22 protein-coding genes are annotated in these 23,722 nt (G+C 68.8%); 11 read left to right on the plus strand and 11 right to left on the minus strand.

Features of this window, described 5'->3' with window-relative positions; genetic code table 11:
* The first annotated feature begins 22 nt into the window (after positions 1 to 22).
* Complete coding sequence (locus P3F85_RS17240; protein ID WP_374009068.1) at positions 23 to 499, plus strand: ATP-dependent zinc protease; 477 nt, start codon at positions 23 to 25, stop codon at positions 497 to 499.
* Between the two features lie 132 nt (positions 500 to 631).
* On the opposite strand, the gene P3F85_RS17245 is transcribed toward P3F85_RS17240, so the two are convergent.
* Positions 632 to 1,519 (minus strand): hypothetical protein, encoded by an 888-nt coding sequence (locus P3F85_RS17245; protein ID WP_374009069.1) that lies wholly within the window; start codon positions 1,517 to 1,519, stop codon positions 632 to 634.
* A 31-nt stretch (positions 1,520 to 1,550) separates the two neighbouring features.
* Between P3F85_RS17245 and P3F85_RS17250 the strand changes: the two genes are divergently transcribed.
* The gene (locus tag P3F85_RS17250; protein WP_374009070.1) at positions 1,551 to 2,438 is read left to right on the plus strand and encodes a site-specific DNA-methyltransferase; all 888 of its coding nucleotides are present in this window, start codon (positions 1,551 to 1,553) and stop codon (positions 2,436 to 2,438) included.
* Between the two features lie 9 nt (positions 2,439 to 2,447).
* On the opposite strand, the gene P3F85_RS17255 is transcribed toward P3F85_RS17250, so the two are convergent.
* Positions 2,448 to 2,879 carry an SRPBCC family protein gene (locus P3F85_RS17255; protein ID WP_374009071.1) on the minus strand — a complete coding sequence of 144 codons (432 nt, stop codon included), beginning with the start codon at positions 2,877 to 2,879 and terminating at the stop codon, positions 2,448 to 2,450.
* 105 nt (positions 2,880 to 2,984) lie between these two features.
* On the opposite strand from P3F85_RS17255, the gene P3F85_RS17260 reads away from it, so the two are divergent.
* Positions 2,985 to 3,809 carry a phosphatase PAP2 family protein gene (locus P3F85_RS17260; protein WP_374009072.1) on the plus strand — a complete coding sequence of 275 codons (825 nt, stop codon included), beginning with the start codon at positions 2,985 to 2,987 and terminating at the stop codon, positions 3,807 to 3,809.
* Positions 3,810 to 3,833: 24 nt separating this feature from the next.
* Here the strand turns inward: P3F85_RS17260 and P3F85_RS17265 are convergent, their stop codons facing one another.
* The 7 genes from P3F85_RS17265 to P3F85_RS17295 form a co-directional block, all read right to left on the minus strand.
* Positions 3,834 to 4,226, minus strand: a complete 393-nt coding sequence (locus P3F85_RS17265; RefSeq protein WP_374009073.1) for an SRPBCC family protein — start codon at positions 4,224 to 4,226, stop codon at positions 3,834 to 3,836.
* A gap of 134 nt (positions 4,227 to 4,360) precedes the next feature.
* Positions 4,361 to 5,383, minus strand: a complete 1,023-nt coding sequence (locus P3F85_RS17270) for a LacI family DNA-binding transcriptional regulator (RefSeq protein WP_374009074.1) — start codon at positions 5,381 to 5,383, stop codon at positions 4,361 to 4,363.
* Positions 5,384 to 5,410: 27 nt separating this feature from the next.
* Entirely contained in the window at positions 5,411 to 6,862 is a 1,452-nt protein-coding gene (locus P3F85_RS17275; RefSeq protein WP_374009075.1) for a GH1 family beta-glucosidase, read from the minus strand.
* Positions 6,863 to 6,864: 2 nt separating this feature from the next.
* On the minus strand, positions 6,865 to 7,764 hold the full coding sequence (locus tag P3F85_RS17280; RefSeq protein ID WP_374009076.1) for a carbohydrate ABC transporter permease: 900 nt from the start codon (positions 7,762 to 7,764) through the stop codon (positions 6,865 to 6,867).
* Positions 7,761 to 8,816 carry a carbohydrate ABC transporter permease gene (locus P3F85_RS17285; protein ID WP_374009077.1) on the minus strand — a complete coding sequence of 352 codons (1,056 nt, stop codon included), beginning with the start codon at positions 8,814 to 8,816 and terminating at the stop codon, positions 7,761 to 7,763. The genes P3F85_RS17280 and P3F85_RS17285 overlap by 4 nt, the downstream gene beginning before the upstream one ends.
* Positions 8,817 to 8,912: 96 nt before the next feature.
* Positions 8,913 to 10,235: an ABC transporter substrate-binding protein gene (locus P3F85_RS17290; RefSeq protein ID WP_374009078.1), complete on the minus strand. Its 1,323-nt coding sequence runs from the start codon at positions 10,233 to 10,235 to the stop codon at positions 8,913 to 8,915.
* A 220-nt stretch (positions 10,236 to 10,455) separates the two neighbouring features.
* Positions 10,456 to 12,525, minus strand: a complete 2,070-nt coding sequence (locus tag P3F85_RS17295) for an MDR family MFS transporter (protein ID WP_374009079.1) — start codon at positions 12,523 to 12,525, stop codon at positions 10,456 to 10,458.
* Positions 12,526 to 12,840: 315 nt separating this feature from the next.
* Here P3F85_RS17295 and P3F85_RS17300 point away from each other — a divergent pair, with 315 nt between their 5' ends.
* The 3 genes from P3F85_RS17300 to P3F85_RS17310 are packed head-to-tail and all read left to right on the plus strand — an operon-like array spanning position 12,841 to position 15,861.
* Positions 12,841 to 13,749 carry an amidase domain-containing protein gene (locus P3F85_RS17300; protein WP_374009080.1) on the plus strand — a complete coding sequence of 303 codons (909 nt, stop codon included), beginning with the start codon at positions 12,841 to 12,843 and terminating at the stop codon, positions 13,747 to 13,749.
* Positions 13,750 to 13,796: 47 nt separating this feature from the next.
* The gene (locus P3F85_RS17305; RefSeq protein ID WP_374009081.1) at positions 13,797 to 14,642 is read left to right on the plus strand and encodes a M15 family metallopeptidase; all 846 of its coding nucleotides are present in this window, start codon (positions 13,797 to 13,799) and stop codon (positions 14,640 to 14,642) included.
* Between the two features lie 22 nt (positions 14,643 to 14,664).
* Positions 14,665 to 15,861 carry a PP2C family protein-serine/threonine phosphatase gene (locus P3F85_RS17310; protein WP_374009082.1) on the plus strand — a complete coding sequence of 399 codons (1,197 nt, stop codon included), beginning with the start codon at positions 14,665 to 14,667 and terminating at the stop codon, positions 15,859 to 15,861.
* Here the strand turns inward: P3F85_RS17310 and pgm are convergent.
* Positions 15,858 to 17,474 (minus strand): phosphoglucomutase (alpha-D-glucose-1,6-bisphosphate-dependent), encoded by a 1,617-nt coding sequence (gene pgm / locus P3F85_RS17315; protein ID WP_374009083.1) that lies wholly within the window; start codon positions 17,472 to 17,474, stop codon positions 15,858 to 15,860. The two genes, P3F85_RS17310 and pgm, sit on opposite strands and share 4 nt — an antisense overlap.
* Before the next feature lie 57 nt (positions 17,475 to 17,531).
* On the opposite strand from pgm, the gene pheA reads away from it, so the two are divergent.
* Together pheA and P3F85_RS17325 are read left to right on the plus strand one after the other, a co-directional pair.
* Complete coding sequence (gene pheA / locus P3F85_RS17320; RefSeq protein WP_374009084.1) at positions 17,532 to 18,518, plus strand: prephenate dehydratase; 987 nt, start codon at positions 17,532 to 17,534, stop codon at positions 18,516 to 18,518.
* A 67-nt stretch (positions 18,519 to 18,585) separates the two neighbouring features.
* Positions 18,586 to 19,191: a hypothetical protein gene (locus tag P3F85_RS17325; protein ID WP_374009085.1), complete on the plus strand. Its 606-nt coding sequence runs from the start codon at positions 18,586 to 18,588 to the stop codon at positions 19,189 to 19,191.
* 25 nt (positions 19,192 to 19,216) lie between these two features.
* On the opposite strand, the gene P3F85_RS17330 is transcribed toward P3F85_RS17325, so the two are convergent.
* On the minus strand, positions 19,217 to 20,230 hold the full coding sequence (locus P3F85_RS17330) for a diacylglycerol kinase family protein (protein ID WP_374009086.1): 1,014 nt from the start codon (positions 20,228 to 20,230) through the stop codon (positions 19,217 to 19,219).
* Between the two features lie 44 nt (positions 20,231 to 20,274).
* Between P3F85_RS17330 and serS the strand changes: the two genes are divergently transcribed.
* From serS to P3F85_RS17345, 3 genes are all read left to right on the plus strand, one after another.
* Positions 20,275 to 21,540 (plus strand): serine--tRNA ligase, encoded by a 1,266-nt coding sequence (gene serS, locus P3F85_RS17335; protein WP_374009087.1) that lies wholly within the window; start codon positions 20,275 to 20,277, stop codon positions 21,538 to 21,540.
* Positions 21,537 to 22,352 (plus strand): HAD family hydrolase, encoded by an 816-nt coding sequence (locus P3F85_RS17340; RefSeq protein WP_374009088.1) that lies wholly within the window; start codon positions 21,537 to 21,539, stop codon positions 22,350 to 22,352. The genes serS and P3F85_RS17340 overlap by 4 nt, the downstream gene beginning before the upstream one ends.
* A 94-nt stretch (positions 22,353 to 22,446) precedes the next feature.
* Entirely contained in the window at positions 22,447 to 23,721 is a 1,275-nt protein-coding gene (locus P3F85_RS17345; protein WP_374009089.1) for an LCP family protein, read from the plus strand.
* Position 23,722: the final 1 nt, after the last annotated feature.

Genomic DNA, 23,722 nt, shown 5'->3' on the forward strand with positions numbered 1-23,722 from the left:
CTGCTCCTGCGAAGATGGGGGAATGGCCGAGACCCATCCAACCACCGACACCGTCGGTTGGCGCGAGTGGGCGGGCCTGCCGGGCATCGGCGTGCCGTGGATCAAGGTGAAGATCGACACCGGAGCGCGCAGCTCCTCCCTCCACGCCTTCGACATCGAGGAGCTGCCGGGCGACCGGGTGCGCTTCCTGGTGCATCCGTGGCAGGACTCCGACCGGGATGCGGTGAGCGCCGAGTGCGCGGTGCACGACCGCCGCGTGGTCCGCAGCTCGTCGGGGCACACCGAGGAGCGCATCGTCGTGCTGCTCGACCTGACGCTCGGCGGCCGGCAGGTGCGGGCGGAGACGACGCTCACCAACCGCGACCAGATGGGCTTCCGGATGCTGGTCGGGCGCGAGGCCCTGCGTCAGGGCTTCCTGGTCGACCCGGCGCGCTCGTTCCTCGGAGGCCGCGCCCCGCGCGAGATCCGCCGCCGCAACCGCGGCCGCGAGCTCGGCTGACCCGCCCGCGCCCTCCCTGGTCTCACGATTTGGCGCAAATCGCGGGAATGGAGGGACCGATAACCACGATTTGGCGCAAATCGCGGGAATGGCGGGACCGATAACCACGATTTGGCGCAAATCTCGCGGCGGTCAGACGGGCGCGTCCAGCCCCAGCTCGCGCCGCCAGTGCGCCAGGAACTCCGCCCCCGCGTCGTCGTGGATGGCATCCCCGATCGTGATCACCTCGTAGGGCCGTTCGAGCACGCCATCGGCGGGGCGGACATCCACGTGCGCCACCTCGTAGCCGGCGTCGTGCACGAAGTCGGCCATCTTGTAGTCGCTGCGGGAGTCGCCGACCGAGCGCCAGCGCCGGGGAAGCGGACCGCGCGCGGCGAAGTAGTCGAATGCGCGCTGCGCCCCGCGGTCCTTGTCGAGCAGCACGGATTCGATGTCCGTCGAGATGATCGTCGGGTCGATCCGGTACGGCACGGCGCCGTCCGCGTCCGGGGTGACGCACTCGCCGTAGCGCAACCCGACGCCGAGGTCCGTCAGCAGGTCGAAGGCCGCGTCCTCGAACCGGGACTGCGCCTCCTGGTACGTCTCCGCATCCACGTCGGTCCGCTGCTCGACCGAGATCATCGCGCGCTTCGTCTCGTCGAAGAACATCGTGTCCGCGAACCGCTCGCGGACGAGCCGGCGGATGCCGTCCACCGCTTCGGGCGAGAAGGCGACCGTCTCGTCGACGGTGACCTCGCCCATCCCGTCGCCGGTGATCGGCGCCCACGCCCCACCTTTCTCGAACACGCCGAACATGCGCGCGCCGTGCTGCTCCAGCGCCTCCCCGAGCCCGGCGTCGCACAGGGGTGTGACCACCTGGTTGCGGATGAAGTCTCCCGACCGGCCCGTGATGAACGCGATCGGGACACCCGCCGCCGCCATCGACACGAGGTCGGTGACGATGCTGCGGATGGCGATGGTGCGGGTGACCGGGCTCGCGATGGGGCCGTCGACGTCGAAGAGCAGACCGAGATTGTGCACAGTCCATTCTCTCCGCTGCGACAATGGGTGCATGTCACAGCCTGTTCCCGCAACCGGACCGCTGTGGCATCCGGATGCGCCCAGTACGGTCGTGCAGGGCGACAACCTGGAGGTGCTGGCCGAGCTGCCGGACGCTTCCTTCCGCCTGATCTACCTCGATCCTCCGTTCAACACCGGGCGCCCGCAGGCGCGGCAGACGCTCACCTCCGTCCGGTCGGAGGGCGGCGCGGGCAGCGTCATCGGGTTCAAGGGCCGCAGCTACGAGCGGATCAAGGGCGACCTCCTGCGTTACGACGACCGGTTCGAGGACTACTGGGGCTTCCTCGAGCCGCGGCTGATCGAGGCCTGGCGGGTGCTCGCCGACGACGGCACGCTGTATCTGCACCTCGACTACCGCGAGTCGCACTACGCGAAGGTGCTGCTGGATGCGCTGTTCGGCCGGGAGTCGTTCCTCAACGAGATCATCTGGGCTTACGACTACGGCGCGAAGCCGAAGAACCGCTGGCCGGCCAAGCACGACACGATCCTCGTCTACGTGAAGGACCCGTCGGCGTACCACTTCGATTCGGCGGCGGTCGAGCGCGAGCCGTACATGGCGCCGGGACTGGTCACCCCCGAGAAGGCGCTGCTCGGCAAGCTCCCGACCGACGTCTGGTGGCACACCATCGTGTCCCCGACCGGCCGCGAGAAGACCGGCTACCCGACCCAGAAGCCGGAGGGCGTGCTGCGCCGCATCGTCCAGGCGTCGAGCCGCGAAGACGACTGGGTGCTCGACTTCTTCGCCGGGAGTGGCACGACCGGCGCCGTGGCGGCGACCCTCGGCCGCCGCTTCCTGCTCGTCGACAGTAATCCGGAGGCTGTCGCGGTCATGCGGGACCGGCTCGCCGGCGGCGAGCACGAGGTGCGCTTCGTCGGGTGACCGGGCCCTTCACGCCGGATGCTCGACGTGCTGCTTCAGGGCGCGCATCGTCCGGCGGCTCTCCGCGGCGGCCATCCGCACGAGCATCGGCTCCATTGCGCGGAACGCGCCGTGCGTGGTCAGCTCGCCGACGCGGGTGACCCGGGTGACGGCCCCCTCGGAGGCGACGGCGTACCGGATGTCCGCGTCGACACGCCCGGACCGCACCGCCTGATGGAAGTGCAGGGCGCGGTCCGGCTCGTCCTCCACGAGCGAGCCGGCCATCCGGCCGATCGTGGTCGCGTCCTCGTAGCGTGCCGATGAGCCCGCCGGCCGGACCCGCGTCCCCCGGTAGACGATCGAATGCCGCAGCCAGCCCGTGTAGGCGTCCACACCGCGCAGCACGACGTACACCTCGTGCACCGGTGCCTCGATCTCGATGGTGTCGGTGATCTGTCTCATGTGCACGGTCTACTCCTGTCCACAGCCGATGAAGCAGGGGAGTTCTACCTCTCCTCGGCGTTCGTCCGGAATTCTCATAGTCGGTTGTGGAAGGGTGGATGCACTATGCGATCGAGTCTCCGCACCCTCCCCTTCGTTCTGGGTGCGCTCGTGACGGCGCTGCTGTTCGCCGTCGTCTACGTCGTGTTCGTCCAGAGCTACATCGGGCAGGTCATCGACGAGCGGGCCTTCGCGGGGGCCGACGCGTGGAAGGGCGGCCTGATCGAGTTCGCCCACGGCTTCCTCAACGCGCTTCCAGTCGCGTCCGTGGTGATCGGCGCACTGATCGCGCTCGTGATCGTGCTGGTGCGGCGCAACTGGTTGGTCTTCGCGGTCGCGGTCGGAGCAGCGATTGGCGCGAACGTGTGCACGCAGGTGCTGAAGTACACCATCCTGTCCCGGCCCGAGAAGGGGGTGGATGTGGGACTCGCGAACTCGCTGCCGTCCGGTCACACCGCGGTCGCCGCGTCCGCCGCCCTCGTCGTGTTCCTGCTCTCGTCGCCCCGGTACCGCCCGCTGGCCGCAGTGATCGGGTCCGTGTTCACGATCGCGGCGGGAGCCTCCACCCTCGTCGAGCAGTGGCACCGCCCGAGCGACGTCGTCGCCGGGATGCTGGTGGTGGCGTTCTGGGGGTGCCTCGCCGGGATCGTCCTCTCCTGGCTGCGGCTTCCCGGCGCAGAGCCGCCCGTGCGCAGCAAGCTGTGGCCGTTGGTGTGGGTGGGCGCCGTGTGCGCGGTGGGGTCGGTGGTGGCGCTGCTGGTCACCTACTTCTCCGCGCAGTCCGGAACCGAGCACCTGCTCATCGCGTACGCCGGCGGCGTCGCGGCGATCGTCGCCTCGGGCCTCGTCATCGCCGCCCTCGGCAACCGCCTCTACCGCCGCCTGGCCTGATCGCGACCAGACTCGGCCGGCCGGTCAGGCCTTCGCGCGCAGGTTCTCCGCGATCTTCGCCAGCGAACCGTCGAGCGCCTGCTGCATGCCGTCGAACTCCTGCGTCGTGTGGATGGTGAGCTCCACGCCGTCGTCGGTGAGCCGGAGCGACCCGTGGTAATCGTGCGGGCCGGGAGCTGACCACGTCACCTCGCGCGCCGCGCGGTCGACATCGAACTGCGCCTCCGACGTGACGGTCTCGTCCGATCCGTCCTGGTCGGCGTCGACGTGCGCTGTCGTCTCGACCTTGCCGTCGGGAAGCTCGTGCGCCTCGGTCACGCGCGGGAAGTACGCGGGAAGGTTCTCGGGGTCGGCGATGTAGTCGAAGTACTCGTCGGCGTCGCCCTCGAGCGGCCGCGATGCGGTGTAGGTAGCCATGCCGCGACGGTACCCCGACGGCCCGCGAGCGCAAGCGGAGGCGATCCCCTGCCTCCCCCGCCGAGTTGCGACATCATGTCGCAACTCGGCGCCGGGTGGAGCATCTACTCACGACTCGGCGCCGCGCGACGGCGTCAGGAGCTCTGGCGGATGACCAGCTCGGTGGGAAGGAGGGTGACCTTCTCGACCTGCTCGCCCGCGAGCAGCCGCACCAGGACGCGCGCCATCGCCTCGCCGAGGCCGATCGACGGCTGGTGCACCGTGGTCAGTGGCGGTGTCGACATGAGGCCGAAGCTGTCGTCGTCGTAGCCCACCACCGCGATATCGCCCGGGATGCTCAGCCCGACCTCGTGGATCGCCGAATACGCGCCCGCGGCCATCTGGTCGTTCGCGGCGAACAGCCCGTCGATCGGACGCCCCTCCGCCAGCAGCCGCCGCATCGCGTCGAGTCCCGATGCGGGCGAGAAGTCGCCGTACGCGACCATCGACGTGTCCAGCCCGGCGGCATCCATCGCCCGCTTCCAGCCCGTGAACCGGTCGAGGCCGGCCGGCATGTCCTGTGGGCCGGTGATGAGTGCGATGTTGCGGCGCCCCCGGTCGATGAGGTGCTGGGCGGCGACCTGCGCACCGGCAACGTTGTCCACATCCACGTAGTACGAGGAGTGCTCGGTCTCGCTGACGGGCCGCCCGCCGAACACCAGCGGCAGGGACGCGCCCAGCTGGGCGTAGGAGTGATCCCCCGAGTGGTGCGAGACGACCAGGGCGCCGTCGACGTTGCCGCCCATGAGATAGCGCCGCGTCTTATCGGGGTTCGTCTCGGACGAGATGACCATGTTCAGCGTGAACTCGGTGTCCGCGAGGCTCAGCGCTACGCCCTGGACGATGGATGCGAAGAAGGGGTCCGCGAACACCTTCGCCGTCGACTCGGGCACCACCAGCGCGACGACCTGCGTCCGCCGCGACGCAAGCGAACGCGCCGCGCGGTTCGGTACGTAGTTGAGGTCGGCGATGGCGCGCTCGACCGCGGCGACGACCTCGGCGGTCACCTTCGGCGAACCGTTGACGACACGCGAGACGGTCGCGCGTGACACGCCGGCGCGCGCGGCAACCGCCTCCAGGGTCGGAACCGCACGGGATGCGATCTGTTCCGTCGTCATCGGGTCTCCTCGTCGCTTTGGTCCATGCTAGACGCGCGACGGGGCGGCCTCCTCCGCGGGCTCGCCTGCCTGTGCTGCTGCGATGATCCGGGCGAACGCGAGGCCGGAGTCCTTGACGGTGCGCTCCTGGCTCGCATAGTCGACGCGGACGATGCCGAACCGCTTCGCGTACCCCCAGGCCCACTCGAAGTTGTCGAGCAGGGACCACACGAAGTAGCCGCGCACGTCCGCACCCTCGTCGATGGCACGACCGACCGCATCGATGTGCGCGAGGATGTACGCCTCGCGGTCGGTGTCATGGACGCGGCCGTCCTCCGCGGCGTCGTCGTCGTACGCGGCGCCGTTCTCGGTGATGTACAGCGGCGGCAGAGTCGGGTACTCGCGGCTGAGCCGCACGAGCAGGGAGCGCAGCCCGTCCGGGTTGACCTCCCAGCCCATCGCGGTGGTCGGCAGGTGCCGGGACGGGAACGTGACGTACTCGCTCCCGACGAACGGGGACGACGTGGGTCGCGCGGTCGGCACCACCGCGGGCGCGGCATCCGGGGCTTCGGGATGCCCGCTCACGTTGTCGTCGTGGTAGTGGTTCACCCCGAGGAAGTCGAGCGGCTGGGCGATGGTGGCCAGGTCGCCGTCGTGCACGAGCTCGTCGAAGCGGTACGCGCGCACATCGTCCAGCACGTCGGCCGGGTACGCGCCGAGCAGCAGCGGCTCGAGGTACATCCGGTTCCACAAGCCGTCGATGCGGCGGGCCGCCTCGCGGTCGACGGGATCGGCCGGATCGTTCGGGACCGCCGTCGTCAGGTTGAGCGTGATGCCGAGCTGGAGGCCGTCCTCGCGCCCGCGCTCGGCCGCCCGCGACCGGATCGCCGTGGCAGCGAGCCCGTGGGCGAGGTGCTGGTGGTGCAACGCGGCGAGGCCCGCCCGCGGCTCCTGACGGCCGGGAGCGTGCTCCCCGCCCGCGTAGCCGATCAGAGACGAGCACAGCGGCTCGTTGAATGTCGTCCAGTGGTCGACCCGGTCGCCGAGCGCGTCGTAGACGGCCACCGCGTAATCCCGGAACCGGTACGCCGTGTCGCGGGAGGCCCATCCACCTGCTTCCTCGACCGCCTGGGGCAGATCCCAGTGGTACAGCGTCAGCCACGGCAGGATGCCCGCGCCGAGCAGCTCATCGACCAGCCGGTCGTAGAACGCGAGTCCGGCCGGGTTCACCGAGCGGTCCCCCGGCTTCACCCGCGCCCAGGAGGTCGAGAAGCGGTACGACTGGAGCCCGAGGGAGGCCATGAGCGCGACATCCTGCGGCATGCGGTGGTAGTGATCCACCGCGACTTCCGGGGTGTCTCCGCCTGCGACCGCGCCGGGGACGCGCGCGAACGCATCCCAGATCGAGTCCTCTTTGCCGTCCTCGTGGGCGGCGCCCTCGATCTGCGCGGCGGCGGTGGCCGACCCCCAGAGGAAGTCGGCGGGCCAGGTGCGGTTCATTCTCAGCCTTTCACCGCGCCGGCCATGATGCCGGAGACCAGCTGCCGGCCGGCGAGCACGAAGAGGATCAACAGGGGGATGGTCGCGAGCACGGCTCCGGCGAGGACGATCGAGTAGTCGACGTACTTGGCCGACTGCAGCTGGCTGAGCGCCACCTGGAGGGTCGGGTTCTGCGGGGCGACCAGCAGCGGCCACAGGTAGTCCGTCCACGCGGTCATGAACGTGAAGAGGCCGAGGATCGCCATCGCCGGGCGCGCGGCCGGGACGCCGACGTGCCAGAAGGTGCGGATCATGTTCGCGCCGTCGACACGGGCGGCCTCGATCAGCTCGTCGGGGATGACGTCGACCAGGTACTGCCGCATGAAGAACACGCCGAAGGCGGTCACCAGCGTCGGCACGATGACGGCGCCGAGCGTCCCGGTCCAGCCGAACTGCTTCATCACCATGAAGAGGGGGATGATGCCGAGCTGTGTCGGGACGGCGAGCGTCGCCACCACGAACACCATGAGTCCTTCACGGCCGCGGAAACGCAGCTTGGCGAAGGCGTAGCCGGCGAGAGTCGAGAACGCCACGACGGATGCCGTGATCACGGTCGCGACGATGATGGAGTTCCCGAGCGCCTGCCAGAACGGGACCGTCGCCAGCACCTGGCCGATGTTCGTCCAGAACTGGCCGCCCGGAAGCAGCGGAGGCCAGGTCGCGGTCAGCACGGTGCTGTCGCTGGAGCCGGCGACGAACGACCACCAGAGCGGGTAGGCGCCGCCGACGAAGATCGCCAGCAGGATGCCGTAGGTCAGGAAACCGGGGCGCCGATCGATTCCGAGCGCCTTGCGCTTCGGTGCGCGGGGGGCGGGCGATGCCGCGTCGCGCGCGGGACGGGTCGTGCGTGCGGTGGCGGTCACAGGTTCTTCTCCTCACTGGCGGCGGCCAGGATGCGCGACGCCTGCAGGCGCCGGGCGGTGCGTTTGCGGTGCAACCGGCTCTCGGTGGAGGCGATCCGGCGCGAGATCAGGAAGTTGAGCACGCCGAAGATCACGATCAGCAGGAACAGCAGCCACGCGATCGCGGAGGCCTTGCCGAAGTTCTGCCGGTTGAACGCCATGTCCCACAGGTAGAGCACGGTCGTCTGGTACTGCCGTTGCGGTCCGCCGGGGACGGCACTCGACGGGTTGAACAGCTTTGGCTCGGTGAAGATCTGGAGGCCGCCGATCGTCGCCGTGATGATCACGAAGATCATGGTCGGGCGGATGCTCGGCAGGGTGATCGAGAAGAAGCGGCGGAACGATCCGGCGCCGTCGAGGGCGGCGGACTCGTGGATGTCGCGGGGGACCGCCTGCATGGCGGCCAGCAGGATGAGTGCGTTGTAGCCCGTCCAGCGCCAGTTGACCATCGTCGCGATGGCCACGTGCGACGGGAAGGTCTCGGTCTTCCACATCACCGGGTCGAGGTGGAAGGCCTGGAGCATGTTGTTGATCAGGCCGTACTTCTCGTCGAAGGCGCTCGAGAAGATGAGGGTCACCGCGACCGGGGTCACGACATAGGGGAGGAGGACGCTCATCCGCCAGAAGGTCTTGGCCCGGATGTTCTGGTCCAGGATCGCCGCGATGAAGACGGCGGCGATCAGCTGCGGGATCGCAGAGAGCAGGAAGATGCTGACGGTGTTGAAGAGCGAGTTCCAGAAGAACGGGTCGGACAGCTCCGCCGCATAGTTCTTGAAGCCGACCCACTCGCCCGGACCGGTCAGCAGGTTCCAGTTGTTGAGCGAGACGACGAAGGTGTAGATCAGCGGGAACAGTCCGACGAGCGCGAACAACACGAAGAACGGTGCGATGTAGAAGTAGGGCGACGCCTTGACGTCGAAGCGGCTCACCCGCTGCTTGACGGTGAGCGCTGTGCGCGCATCCCGGGTGCCGCGGGCGGCTGTGGCGGTCTCGGGGCGGGTGACGGTGGTCATGGCTGTCTCCAGTGGCGTGCCGCCGAGCACAGGATTTTTGTCGGGATCCGCGAAGAATCGCGACATTTTTCCTGTGCTCGGCGGCTGGCGGGTGGGTTACTTGTTGACGACCAGCTGGTTGAGCAGCTTCATGGCGTTGTTCCACGCCTGGTCGCCGTTCGCCTTGCCGGAGTCCAGCTCCTGGACGGACGGTCCGAAGACCTGCGACTGGATGACCGAGTCGTCCGGTCCCTTGTACTGGGCGACGACGCCCTTCGCGCGCTCACCGAGGATCTGGCCGACGGGTGCGTTGTTGAAGAACTTGGTCAGGTCGCTCTCACCGGTGACGCCGGAGTCGGTCTGCGCCTCGGTCACCGACGGGAACGTGCCCGCGGCCTGGAAGGTCTGGACCTGCGACTTGGCGGTGGTCAGCCAGGCGGCGAGGGCCGCGGCCTCCTTCGGGTGCTTCGACTGCGTCGGAACGGTCAGGAACGACCCGCCCCAGTTGGCCGCGCCGCCCGGGAAGACGTTGGCGAAGTCCCAGCCGGTGGTGGCGTCGCCGCCGCCGGCCTTGACCTGACCCTGCACGACGCCGAGCATCCAGCCGGGGCAGACGAACGTGGCGAACGAGCCGTCGGTGAAGGCCTTGCCCTTGCCCCAGTCCCACTGGGTCTGGTTGGAGGAGAGGCCGGCTGCTGCGCCCGCCGCGAGCTTCGACCACAGCGCCTTCAGGTCGCTGTTGTTCTCGACGTTGAGCTTGCCGTCCTTGGTGTAGTAGCCCTCGGGCTGCTGGTTTACCATGGCGTTCCAGATGAAGCCGGACTGGTCGTACCAGGCCTTGCCCGTCGCTGCGTGGTACTGCTCGCCGACCTTGAAGAAGTCGTCCCACGTGGCGTTCTCGCCGCCGAACAGCTTGGCGACAGACTCGCGATCGCTGGGCAGGCCAGCTGCGGCGAACAGCTTGCCGTTGTAGCAGAGGCCCTCCGGCCCGATGTCGGTGCCGTAGCCGATGATGCGGCCGTTCTTGTCGGTGGCCTGCTTCAGCTTCCAGTCGACCCAGCGGCTCTTGATGTCGTTCGCGCCGTAGCTCTTCAGGTCGGTGAACTGGTCGGAGACCTGCTGGACCTTGCTGAGCCAGCCTTCCTCGACGGCCTGCACGTCGGGCAGCCCGCTGCCGGCCGCCTGCTTGGTCTGCCAGTCGGTGAGCGCGTTGTCACCGGTGTCGATGTTGGTGGCCTTGATCTTGATTCCGGGGTGCTCCTTCTCGTACTGCGAGTAGAGCTTGTCGAAGCCCATGGTGCCGAACGTCGTGACGGTCAGCGTGATCGGGTCCGAGCTGGATCCGCTGCCGCCGCTCGATGAGCACCCGGCTGCGATGAGGGCGAAGGATGCCGCACCGGCGACGGCCGCTGCGATCCTCGTGCGTCGTGAAAGCTTCACGGTTCACTCCTTTGTGCGTGGGTCTAGTGCGCGTGGTGTGCGTGAGAGCGCTCTCTGGACGAAAGCGTGAGAGCGCTCTCACGCGCTTCACGAGAATCTAAAACACGATCGCGACCAATGTCAAGTCTTTTGTGGTCGCGCTCTCATCCGCGTCTTTCCGGGGAAATGCAAACAGCCGCCGCCTCCGGAGAGGCGACGGCTGTCTGGACCGGCGGATGCGTCAGTCGATGGCGGGGCGCGGACGCTGAGCGTGCGTCGACGCGGTGTCCGCGCCGGGCTCGATCAGGGCTCCGAACTCGGTCGCCGCCCGGTTGGCGAGGATGCCGGTGTCGTACTCCTCGGCGGCATCGTCGTCGGCCGCGGAGGCCAGAACGCCGGCCGGGGTGAGCGCCCGCTCCTTCTCGGCTTGCGCGTCGGCCGCGTCGGCTGCGTCGTCCGCAGCCTCCTGCAGCGCCGACTTCGCGCGCAGCGGCGGGGTCTTGAAGAACAGGGACAGCACGAACGCGATGAGCACGACGATCATGGCGACCCAGTAGACCTGCACGGCCGAGGCGTTGAAGCCGACGAGGAACGGCTTCGCGAGCCGCGGGTCCGCGTTGTTCAGGAACGACGTGTCATTGACGGCAGAGCTGTTGCTGCTCGTGCTGTTGGCCTTCTCGAGCTGCGTCTGCACCGCGGGGACCGCCTGGTCGACGACCTGCTTGCGCTGGTCGGCGTTCGAGAAGTCGATGGGAGCCGCGGGCACCTGCTGCTCGGCGACATCCTGCGGGATCCCCTGAGCGACGAGCTGCTGCACGCCGGCCTGGTGAGCACCGGCCTGCGCCTGCTTCTCGATCGGGTCCACGATCTTGTTGTAGATCTGGTCCATGATCTGCTTGTTCTCGGGAGCGTTCGCCACCGAGGGCGTGAGGGCGGCATCCAGCGCGCTGGTCAGCGTCGGCTTGTCGGACAGGGCGTTCTGGATGTTGGTCGGGAACACCGTGAAGAGCAGCGACAGCAGCACCGCGGTGCCCAGCGTTCCACCGATCTGACGGAAGAACGTGGAGGCGCTGGTCGCCACACCCATGTCGCGCAGGCCGACGGAGTTCTGGCTGGCGATCGTCAGCGTCTGCATCAGCTGGCCGAGCCCGAGGCCGATGAGGAGCATGGCCCCCGCGATGAACCAGTACGAGTCGCCCACCTTGACGAAGGTCAGGTAGAAGAACCCGCCCGCGAGCATCGCGGTTCCGATGATCGGGAACTGCCGGTAGCGGCCGGTGCGCGCGATGATCTGGCCGGACGCGATCGAGGAGATCATGAGTCCGAGGATCATCGGGAGCAGCTGCAGACCGGACTCGGTCGGCGTGGAGCCGAGCACGAGCTGGAGGTACAGCGGCAGCGTCAGCATCGCGCCGAACATCCCGAACCCGACGAAGACGCCGATGATGGTCGCCATCGAGAAGGTGCTGGAACGGAACAGCTTGATCGGGATGAGCGCGTCGTCCTTCATCGCGATCTCGATGAAGATGAACGCGATGATTCCGACGACGCCGATCACGTAGCAGGCGATGGCGGCGGGGCTGCCCCAGCCCCAGTCCCGGCCCTGCTCCGCCACGAGGAGGAGCGGCACGAGCGCCACGATGACGCCGGCGGCGCCCCACCAGTCGATCCGCGCCGAGCCGCGTTCGCGCTTCGGCAGGTGCAGGAACCGCAGCACCATCGCGAGGGCGATGAAGCCGATCGGGACGTTGATCAGGAACACCCAGCGCCAGCCGGCGATCCAGAGGATCTGGTCGGCACCGGCGAAGAGGCCGCCGATCAGCGGGCCGATGAGGCTCGAGATGCCGAACACGGCGAGGAAGTACCCCTGGTATTTCGCACGCTCGCGGGGCGCCAGCATGTCGCCCATGATCGCGAGCGGCATCGACATCAGACCGCCGGCGCCCAGGCCCTGGATGGCGCGGAACGCGGCGAGCTCGATCATCGAGGTCGAGAACGACGCGAGGATCGACCCGGCGATGAAGATCAGGATCGCGATCACGAACAGCGGGCGCCGTCCGAAGATGTCGGAGAGCTTGCCGTAGATCGGCGTCGAGATCGTCGAGACGATGAGGTAACCGGTGGTGACCCACGCCTGCTCGCTCAGGCCGTGGAGGTCGTCGCCGATGGTGCGGATGGCGGTACCGACGACGGTCTGGTCGAGGGCGGAGAGGAACATGCCGGCCATGAGGCCGAAGATGACGAAGAGGATCTGCCGATGCGACATGATCGGTTTGGGAGCGGCATTGGCCGCCATGGTCTGACTGGACATCTGTCTCCGTGTCGAGAGTCGGGTGAGGGGACGCCCGGCACGCGAACGTCACACCGGTGTGGGGCAAAGAGAATTTTGCGGAGACTGCAAAGTTACACCCCCTGCCACGCCTGCCACAACGCACCCGGGTCGCTAGGCGGCGATCAGTTCGCCGATGGCGAACGCTCCCTCGCTTCTCAGTCAGCGTCTGGCGTCTGGACGTGTCAGAAGTACGCAGAGCGAACAAAAACACCCCCATCCAGGTCACGCAAAAGTTGGGGGCGTACGGTGAAAAGGCCCCGACCCGACCATCTCCCAATACGCCACGAAGGTTGTATGAGTTCTCTCAGAAACGGCCGCCGCACCCGTCGCGCGCTCGCTCTCACCGCCGTCGCTGCCTCCGCAGCCCTGGTCTTCACCGCCTGCGCCGGCGAGCCCTCGCCGGTGACGAAGGCCGTGGCCCAGGCCGCTGCGCCCTCGCCCACCCCGACCTCGTCCGTGGTGTCGTCGATCCAGCCGGCCACCGGCAGCGTCTCGGGAGGCACGGTCACCCTCACCGGTACCAACCTCGAGAAGGTCGGTGCGGTTCAGATCGGAGGCCAGCCGGCGACGGTGACGCAGGCGACGGACGACAAGGTCGTCGTGAGCGTGCCCGCAGCGGCGAACTACCAGGCCGGCTCCGTTCCGGTCACCGTCACGGACAAGACGGGCAAGCCGGTCACGACGTCGGCGACGACGTACGACTACCAGGTGCAGACGCCGGTCGACAAGCAGCTCGCGTACGCGCTCACGTACTGGAAGAACTACAACACCGCCGCTTTCGGCGACCTCAACCCGGTCGGCGGCGACTGCGCGAACTTCGTCAGTCAGACCCTGCTCGCCCGCGGCTGGCAGATGAACGGCGACTGGTACAACCACAACGCCGCCGCGAGCTGGAGCCCGGCGTGGGGCTACGTGCCCGCGATGGATAACTACTTCCGCGAGAACGCCGCGCAGCTCGGGCTCACCGAGTACTCGTTCGACCAGCGCGACAAGATCAAGGTCGGCGACATCGTGATGTTCGACTGGAACGACAACAACTCGCTCGACCACGTGCAGATCGTCTCCGGCATCCAGAACGTCAACGGCCAGATCAAGATCAAGATGGCCGGCCACAACGAGGACAGCGACTACCGCGATCTCGACGAGGCGATCACTGTGGACCACCCGGGCGGGATCGGCCACTTCTGGAGCCTCTCCAAGTAAGAGCGGGCTTCCGGCCACGTCGCACGGAGCCGTTCGCCGCGTGAGCTATGCTCGGCCCCGTGAGTCTGGGGGGTGCCCGCAGCAGGCGGGTTCGTGCAACGCGCGTTGCGCGTGTCGTGGGCGCGCTCGCTGCCGTTCTCGTCCTGGCCGGATGCGCCGGGGGAGTCGTTTCCGCGGCGCCCGCCAGTCACCGTCCAACACCGCATCGCTCAGCGCCGACGACGCGGCCTCCGCGGCCCACACCGACCCCGTCCGTTCCGCCGGCGGCGACAGTGATCGGCTTCGACAAGACGGCGCTGTCCACGGACGACCCGGCAAGCTCGTGGGTGGTCGTCAACAAGCCGCGGGCGCTGAATCCGCTGGCGTATGTCCCCGGCGACCTGACCTATCCCGATGTCGTCTACGTCAACCGTCAGCCGATGCGGCAGGCGACGGCTGCGGGACTCGTTGCGATGTTCCACGCGGGCAAGGCGGAAGCCGGGCTCGACTTCTCCGTGCAGAGCGCCTACCGGTCGTACGAATCGCAGACCCGCGTCTACGACGACGACGTGGCGCGAAACGGTCAGGAGTACGCGGACACCGACACCGCACGCCCCGGGCACAGCGAGCATCAGACCGGGTTCGCCGTGGACATCAGTGCGCTGCCCGCACAGTGCTCGCTCGACGCCTGCTTCGGAGAGACCGCGCAGGGACGCTGGCTCGCGGCGAATGCCTGGCGGTTCGGCTTCATCCTGCGCTACCCCGCCGACAAGGTCGCGGTGACCGGTTTCACCTACGAGCCGTGGCACTTCCGCTACGTCGGGGTCGCGCTCGCCACCGAGCTCCACACCACGGGTGTGACGACGCTCGAAGAGTTCTTCGGTTGCTCGGGCGGCACAGCGTACGCACTGTGACCGTGGTCACTACGCTGGTCACATGGTCGTGGATGGGGACACGCAGAGTACGAGTGCGCTCGCAGCAGAGGTGGCACGCCAGGACGCCGTCGAGGCGCTCGGGATACTGGACACCGTTGCGGAGGACCGCTTCGACCGTGTGACGCGAATGGCCCAGCAGCTGTTCGACGTGCCCATGGTCAGCGTCACGCTGATCGACGGCGACCGGCAGTGGCGCAAGTCGCACGTCGGCCTGGGCGACGAGGCCCCGCGCGAGGGCGCGTTCTGCGACTTCACCGTGCGGCAGGATGCAGCGCTCATCGTGCGAGACGCCTCGACCGACGAGCGATTCCGGTCCAACCCGTTCGTCGTGGGAGACCCGCATCTGCGCTTCTATGCGGGCGAGCCGTTGCACGCTCCAGGAGGGGAGGCCGTCGGCACCCTCTGCGTGCTGGACACCGAGCCGCACGAGCTGACCGACGGGCAGCGCAGGCTGCTGCGCGACCTGGCGGACTGGGTCCAGGCCGAGCTGACGCGCGAGGAGGACCTCGACCGGGCGCAGCTGGTCCAGCGGGCCCTGCTGCCGCGCCGGAAGCCGGCGGCGAAAGGATTCGCCATCGCGGCCGCCTCGGAGCCGGGAGACCGCATCTCGGGCGACTTCTACGACTGGTACGACTGTGGCGATGGCTTCTGCCTGACCGTGGGCGACGTGGTGGGCACGGGCCTTCCGGTCGCGATCGTCGCCGCCTCCGTGCGCGCCGCTCTGCGGGTCGCATCCGCCTTCACCGGTCCCGAGGCAGCCGTGGCCGAGGGGGCGCGGGTGGTGGATGAGGAGCTGCAGCTGGTCGCCGCGTACACCTCCGTGTTCCACGCGCGGGTCGAGCCGGACGGCCGGATGGAGTTCGTCGATGCGGGCCACGGGCTCGCGTTCGTGCTCCGCGGTGCGAGCGGCGATCTCGAGCGTCTGGAGACCGCGACCCTGCCCCTGGGGCTGGACCGCGAGCGGCGCACGGCCCGGCAGCTGATCCTCGAAGACGGGGACCAGTTCCTGTGCCTCAGCGACGGCGTCTTCGACGCGCTCGGCGGCGAGAAGGGCCTCCTGCGCGTCCAGTCGATCCTGCGCGGGTCGGTCACGCCGGCCGGAGCCGTGTCGCGCATCGTGAGCGCGGCGCGCCAGGCAGGCGCGAACGACGGCGACGCCCTCGCGATCGTGCTCCGCCGCGACGCCGTGGCGTACTAGCCGAGCGCGTCCCCGACGATCCGCTTCGCCTCGTCCTGCACCTCGCGCAGGTTGTCCTCGCCCTCGAAGGATTCCGCGTAGATCTTGTAGACGTTCTCGGTGCCGGAGGGGCGCGCGGCGAACCAGGCCTTCTCCGTCTGCACCTTCACGCCGCCGAGGGGAGCGTCGTTTCCGGGCGCCCGGCTCAGCTTCGCCGTGATCGGCTGACCGGCGAGTTCGGTCGCCGTGATCGCGTCGCCGTCGAGCTTCGAGAGCGCGGCCTTCTGCTCCGGGCTCGCGGGAGCATCCACCCGCTGGTACACCGGGTCGCCGAACCGTTCCGTCAGCTCCCGGTACAACTCGGACGGCGACTTGCCCGTGACCGCCCGGATTTCGCTGGCGAGCAGGGCCAGCAGGATGCCGTCCTTGTCGGTCGTCCACGCCGTCCCGTCGAAGCGGAGGAACGACGCGCCCGCGCTCTCCTCGCCGCCGAACCCGACCGTCCCATCGATGAGCCCCGGCACGAACCACTTGAAGCCGACCGGCACCTCCCACAGCCGGCGGCCGAGCGACTCGGCGACCCGGTCGATGATCGACGACGAGACGAGGGTCTTGCCGACCGCAGCGTCCGCGCGCCACTCCGTACGCGTGCGGAACAGGTACTCGATCGCGACCGCGAGGTAGTGGTTCGGGTTCATCAGGCCGCCGTCCGGCGTGACGATCCCGTGACGGTCGGCGTCGGCGTCGTTGCCGGTGAGGATGTCGAAGTCCGCCCGGCGCGCCACCACCGAGGCCATCGCCGACGGGCTGGAGGGATCCATGCGGATCTTGCCGTCCCAGTCCAGGGTCATGAACCCCCAGGCCGGGTCGACATCCGGGTTCACGACGGTCAGGTTCAGGTCGTAGCGCTCGGCGATCGCCTGCCAGTAGTTGACGCTCGCGCCGCCGAGCGGGTCGGCGCCGATGCGGATGCCGCTGTCCTTGATCGCCTTCACGTCGATGATGTTCTCGAGGTCGTCGACGTAGTGTCCACGGAAGTCGTACGTCTCGACACCCGACGGCTCGGCCATCCGCACGGCGGTCATCCCGTCGGCGATGATCTCGTTCGCGCGCTTCGCGATCCAGCTCGTCGCGTCCGTGTCGGCCGGCCCGCCGTGGGGCGGGTTGTACTTGAAGCCGCCGTCCGAGGGCGGGTTGTGGCTCGGGGTGACGACGATGCCGTCGGCCTGGTCGTCATGGCCCTGCCGGTTGTACCGGATGATCGCGTGCGACACGGCGGGCGTGGGCACCCAGTCGTCGAACTCGTCCACGAGCACACGGACCTCGTTGCCGACCAGCACCGCCAGAGCGGTCGTGGTCGCGAACTCGCTCAGCAGGTGGGTGTCCGCGCCGATGAACAGCGGCCCGGTGATGCCCTGGCTGTTCCGGTACTCCACGATCGCCTGCGTGGTCGCCGCGATGTGGTCCTCGTTGAAGGCGGTGTTGAGCGACGACCCTCGGTGACCCGAGGTACCGAACACCACGCGCTGCTCCGGGATGCTGACATCCGGCTTCAGCTCGTAGTACGCCCTCCGCAGGGCGTCGATGTCGATCAGGTCGGAAGGCTGCGCAGGGGTGCCGGCTCGTTCGTCCATGGCCCCTACTCTTCCACGGCGGAGGGGTCTCGCCAACGGCTCGCTAGGCTGAGCGGCATGTCTTCCGCTCACGACGGCCAGCGTGACGAACGCGCCGAGCTGCCCGCCTCCCTCGACGACGTGTACAGCTTCCTGGGGCCGTCGGGCACGTTCACCGAGGCGGCGCTCAAGCAGGTGCCGGAGGCGCGGGGCAAGCAGTGGCGCGCGGTCAACAACCTGGGGGAGGCGCTCGCCGACGTCGTGGAGGGGCGCAGTGTCGCCGCCATGATCGCGATCGAGAACTCGATCGAAGGCGGGGTGTCGGTCGCTCAGGATGCGCTGGCCACCATCCCAGGGCTGCGGATCGTGGGCGAGTACCTCGTCCCCGTGAACTTCGTACTCGTGGCCCGGCCCGGCACGACGCTGGCGGACGTGCGCACCGTGAACGCGCATCCGGTCGCCTATGCGCAGTGCCACCAGTGGCTCGACCGCCACCTTCCCGACCACGGCCACCTGCCCGCGTCGAGCAACGTGGCCGCCGCCGCGTCGCTGTTCGAGGGCAGCGCGGCCGACGCCGCCATCGCGCCTCCCGGCATCGTCGACCACCACGACGTGGTCGTGCTCGCCGAGAACATCGGTGACAACGCCAACGCCGTCACCCGCTTCGTGCTCGTGAGCACGACGCGCAGCGTGCCGGCGCGCACGGGAGCCGACAAGACCAGCCTGGTCGCCGAGCTGCCGGACGACCGTCCCGGCAGCCTGCTCGACCTGCTCGAGCAGTTCTCCACCCGCGGAGTGAACCTCAGCCTGATCGAGTCGCGTCCGGTGGGGGATTCGCTCGGCCGGTACCGGTTCGTCATCGACGCGGACGGGCACATCCACGACGAGCGTGTCGCCGATGCCCTGCTGGGTCTGCGCCGGTTCAGCCCGTCGGTCATGTTCCTCGGCTCGTATCCGCGCGCCGACGGGGCGGCGGTGGAGTTCGACCAGCGCTACCGGGACGACGTGTTCACCGAGGCCCGCGAGTGGCTGGCGTCGCTGACCGACGAGGCGGCCACGGACTAGGGCCCCCGATCCGCCGCGTCGGCGTAGGCTGCGGTGCAGCAGCACGGTCGGAGGTCGGGAGGTCAGCATGGTCGCCGAGGAGCAGGACACTAGCGATCGGGGCGGGTTCGACCCGCGCTTCGATCCCTCCTTCCAGCGGGGGTACCAGCCGAAGCCCGGCGAGCGGCAGCAGACGCGGGTGCGCGGGGACGCTCCGGATTCGGCCTACCGGCGGCCCGGGTCAGTGCTGCAGCGTCCGGTCGAGCCCCCCGTCGAGTCGCCCGTACCCTCGCAGCTGGATGCAGACCGCGCTCCGATCTCCGTCGAGTACGACACCGATCCGATGCCGGCGTCCCTGGCCGGCGCCGAATCCGCCTACGTGGTCGCCGGTCCGGGCCTCCTCGCCCACGTGGACGTGAATCCCCGCCGTAACCCGCTCATCCTCACGCTCTGGATCATCGGGGCCGGTTTCGTGGTGCTCGGCATCGTGCTCTACTGCATCTCGGTCACGTCCTCCTACAGCGGGCCCACGCCCAGCAGCGACGTCGGCTCGCTTGTGTTCGCGCAGCTCGGCTGGATGCTCGCCGGCCCGCTGATCACCGTGGGGCTGCTGACCCTGGTCGGGCTGCTGTTCCTCACCGCTCTGGCGGGGCGCAGCGCTCGGGAGGTCGTCCCGGCCGACGAGGAGCTCTGACACCGCCCAGAGCGCTGCTGCCTCGCTAGCGCGTCGCGGCAGGCGCCTTGACGCGCAGCCCGCGCTCGTCGACCCGCAGGTCGAGGGCGAGGATCTCGCCGAAGGCGTCCCCGTCGAGTTCGAACGGCTCGGGGGCGTCCACCTCGAGCTGGGCCGACTCCCCGCGCAGGTAACTGAGGCGGGTGCGGACGGCCCGGTCGGTGAAGCGGATGATCCTCCGTCCGAGCGCGGACTTCCGCAGCACGCGGTTCTCCCACGTCACCTTGCGCCAGATCGCCAGCCAGCCGAACACCGTCGCGGGCTGAAGGATGGCGACATCGAGCAGGCCGTCGTCGATCGCCGCATCGGGGATGAGTTCGACGTTGCCGGGAAGCGCGCCGCAGTTCGCGATCAGGATGGTGCTGACATGCGCCGACCGCTCGTCCCCGTGGTCGAGGCGGAACCGTACGTGCACCTTCGTCGAGGTCGGCAGTGCGCGGAACGCCGCGTCGACATAGGCCAGCCACCCGAACCGGCGCTTCAAGCTAGGACGGGCTCCCGCGATCATCGCGGCGTCGATGCCCACCCCCGCCATGACCAGGAAGGCGTGCTCCGACTCCGAGCCGTCCGGGCGCCGGGCGCGGGCGACGCCGAGATCGATGCGGCGGGTCTCGCCGCCGAACGCGATGGCGCTGGCTCCCTCCACGCTGGCGAACGGCAGCCCGAGGTTGCGTGCCAGAAGATTTCCGGTGCCTCCGGGGATGACCGCGAGGGTCGCATCCTGGCCACGCAGCGCCTCGGCGACCGCCCGGACCGTTCCGTCGCCGCCCGCCGCGAGCACGAGGGACGCGCCGCGGGCGAGGGCCTCCCGCGCCTGCGCCTGGCCGCCCTCCTCCACGGTGGTCTCCAGCCAGAGGAGGTCGAAGTCGTTGTTCAGGCCGGTCGCTGCGGCCGCTGCGGCGGCCGCCTCGACCGCGGCGCGCACGCGCGGCACGTCGACGCGGACAGGGTTGTAGACGACGGCGGCAAGCGCGCGCTCGTCGCCACCCCGTCCGTTCACGGTCCTCACGCTACCTGTTCGGCATCCCTCGATAAGCTGGTCAGGTGATCGATCCCGTGCTCCTCCGCGAGAACCCCGATGTCGTCCGCCGCTCGCAAGAGGCGCGCGGCGACTCCGTGCAGCTGGTCGACGAGGCCATTCAGGCCGACATCGAGCGCCGCGCCGCCATCACCGCGTTCGAGGAACTGCGAGCCGAGCAGAACGCGTTCGGCAAGACGGTCGCGAAAGCGGCCAAGGAGGAGAAGAAAGAACTCGTCGCCCAGGCGCAGCAGCTCGCCGGCCGGGTGAAGGAGGCTCAGCAGGCCGCGAACGACGCCGACGCACGGTTCGACCGGCTGATCCGCAGCATCGGCAACCCCATCGTCGACGGCGTGCCGTCGGGCGGCGAGGACGACTACGTCGTGCTGAAGACGGTCGGGGACATCCCCGAGTTCGACTTCGAGGCGCGGGACCACCTGGAGCTCGGCGAGCTCCTCGGAGCGATCGACATGGCACGCGGCGCGAAGGTCGCCGGCGCCCGCTTCTCGTACCTGCGCGGAATCGGCGCCCGGCTCGAACTGGCGCTGATGAACATGGCACTCGACAAGGCCATCCAGAACGGCTTCATCCCCATGATCACGCCCACCCTGGTCAAGCCCGAGATCATGCAGGGCACCGGCTTCCTTGGCGCGCATGCCGACGAGGTCTACCACCTCGAGAACGACGACCTCTACCTGACCGGAACGAGTGAGGTCGCGCTCGCCGGGTACCACTCCGACGAGATCATCGATGTCGACGAGCCCCTGCGCTACGCGGGCTGGTCGACCTGCTACCGGCGCGAGGCCGGCTCGGCGGGCAAGGACACCCGCGGCATCATCCGGGTGCACCAGTTCAACAAACTCGAGATGTTCGTCTACACGCGGCCCGAGGAGGCCGAGGCCGAGCACGAGCGGCTTCTCGGCTGGCAGGAGGAGATGATGCAGGCGCTGGGACTCAGCTACCGCGTCATCGACACCGCCGCAGGCGACCTCGGCTCCAGCGCAGCCCGCAAGTACGACGTGGAGGCGTGGATCCCGACACAGGGCCGCTACCGCGAGCTCACCTCCACGTCGAACTGCACCACGTTCCAGGCGCGCCGCCTCGACATCCGCTTCCGCACCGAGAGCGGCAAGACCGCGCCGGTCGCGACACTCAACGGCACGCTGGCCACCACCCGCTGGCTCGTCGCCATCCTCGAAACGCACCAGCAGCCGGACGGCTCGGTGCGCGTGCCGGAGGCCCTTCGTCCCTACCTCGGCGGGCTGGAACTGCTGGAGCCGGTCACCCGGTGAGCGACGAGGTGAGCGGTGGCGACCGCCTGCTGATCGCGCTCGACGTCGACGGCACCCTGATCCACGAGGACGAGTCCGTCGGCGACGCCGTGCGCGCCGCTGTCGCGCGCGTCCGCGACGCCGGTCACGAGGTCATGCTGGCAACCGGTCGCAGCTGGGAGACCGCACGCCCCATCCATGAGGATTTCGGCCTGACCAGCGAATTCGTGGTCTGCGCGAACGGTGCGCTGACGATGAAGCGTGACGACACCCTCGAAGGCGGTTACCGCCGCGAGTTCATCGAGGTGTTCGACCCGACCGAAGTGCTGACCACGATCCGGCCCCACCTCCCGAGCGGCAGTTTCATGGTGGAGGGGCCGACCGGATTCCGCCGCTACACCGAGGGCATGACGGACTGGGAGCTGGTGAACGCCGAAGAGGTGCCGTTCGACGAGCTGCTGCAGCATCCCGCAACCCGCGTCGTCGTCGTCTCGCCGGAGCACGATACCGAGGAGTTCCTGTCGATCGTCGACCGGATGGGGCTGCAGCGCGTCAGCTACTCCATCGGCTGGACGGCGTGGCTCGACATCTCGCCCGACGGCGTCAGCAAGGCCACCGCGATGGAGCGGGTGCGGCGCGCACTCGACATCCCACGGTCCCACGTCGTCGCCGTCGGTGACGGACGCAACGACCTCGAACTCCTGCAGTGGGCAGGAGCAGAGGGGCTGAGCGTGGCGATGGGGCAGGCACCGGACGAGGTCAAGGCGGCGGCGACGCGCGCCACCGCACCCGTCGTCGATGACGGTCTGGCGCAGGTCCTCGACGCCCTCTGAGAGCATTACCAGCCTCCCGTGTCAGGCTTGTCGGCGGTGTGCGCTCTTCCGAGCGGGCACTATAGACGTGCATGCCCGTACCGGAAGGAAGTGAATGAGCGAGATGCCCACCCGCGCGCAAGCGCGAGCGCAGGAGAAGACGGCAGGACCAGCGGTCCGCCACGGACGACTGAAGAAGCACCGTCCGCTCACGGCACTCCTCACGATCTTCGTGGCCATCTTCGCGGTGGTCGGCGTGACCGGCGTCTCGCTCGCCGCCTACGCTGCGGTGGATGTCGCGGCCAGCGTCAAGAAGTCCGTCAAGCTGGTCGACGCCAAGGGCAACGAAGTCACGCCCGGCGTCGGCGCGATGAACGGGGCGTTCAACATCCTGCTGGCGGGCAGTGACTCGGGTGGCGGCAACACCGCATACGGCGACCGCGAAGAGAACCTCAACGACGTCACGATGGTGCTGCACGTCTCGGCCGACCACAAGAACGCGACCGTCGTCAGCTTCCCGCGGGACATGTACGTGTCCATCCCGAGCTGCCCGGACCCCAAGGGCGGCAGTTTCGACGCGATGAGCCGTCAGAAGATCAACAACTCGCTCAGCTACGGCGGCCTCGCCTGCACCGTGCTCACGGTCGAGAAGCTCACCGGGCTCGAGATCCCCTACGCGGGCGTCATCCAGTTCGACGGCGTCATCGAGATGTCGAACGCGGTCGGCGGAGTGCCGGTGTGTGTTGCAGGTGACATTAAGGACCCGTACACCGGCCTGGATGTGAAGGCCGGCCAGAACACCCTGCAGGGCCAGCAGGCTCTCGCGTTCCTCCGGACCCGGCACGGCGTGGGCGACGGCTCGGACCTTGGCCGGATCAGCAACCAGCAGGTGTTCCTGTCGTCGCTGGTTCGCACGATCAAGAGCGCCGATGTGCTCAGCAATCCGGTCAAGCTGTACGGCATCGCGAAGGCCGCGACGAGCAACATCACGCTCTCCGACAGTCTGAACAACCCGACCACCATCGTCTCGATGGCCACCGCGCTGAAGAACATCGACGTCAGCAAGGTCGTGTTCGTCCAGTACCCCAATCACTACCAGGGCGACGGCGTCGTCCCGACGACGGACGCTGCGCAGCAGCTGATGGGCGCCCTGCAGAACGACCAGCCGGTCGCGCTCACGGGCGACACCGGCGTGGGTTCTGAGTCCGACCCGAACGCCCCAGCGCCGCAGGCACCGGCCACCCAGGCTCCGGCCACGCAGGCACCCGCGACGCAGGCTCCGGCCACCGGTTCGACCCCGGCGCCCACCGACGGCGCGGTCGCGCTCCCGGAGGACGTGCACGGTCAGACCGCGGCGCAGGTCACCTGCTCCAAGCCGTTCTCGGACTGAC

Source organism: Leifsonia sp. T36S-04 (genome assembly GCF_042465655.1).
Taxonomy (GTDB): Bacteria; Actinomycetota; Actinomycetes; order Actinomycetales; family Microbacteriaceae; genus Leifsonia.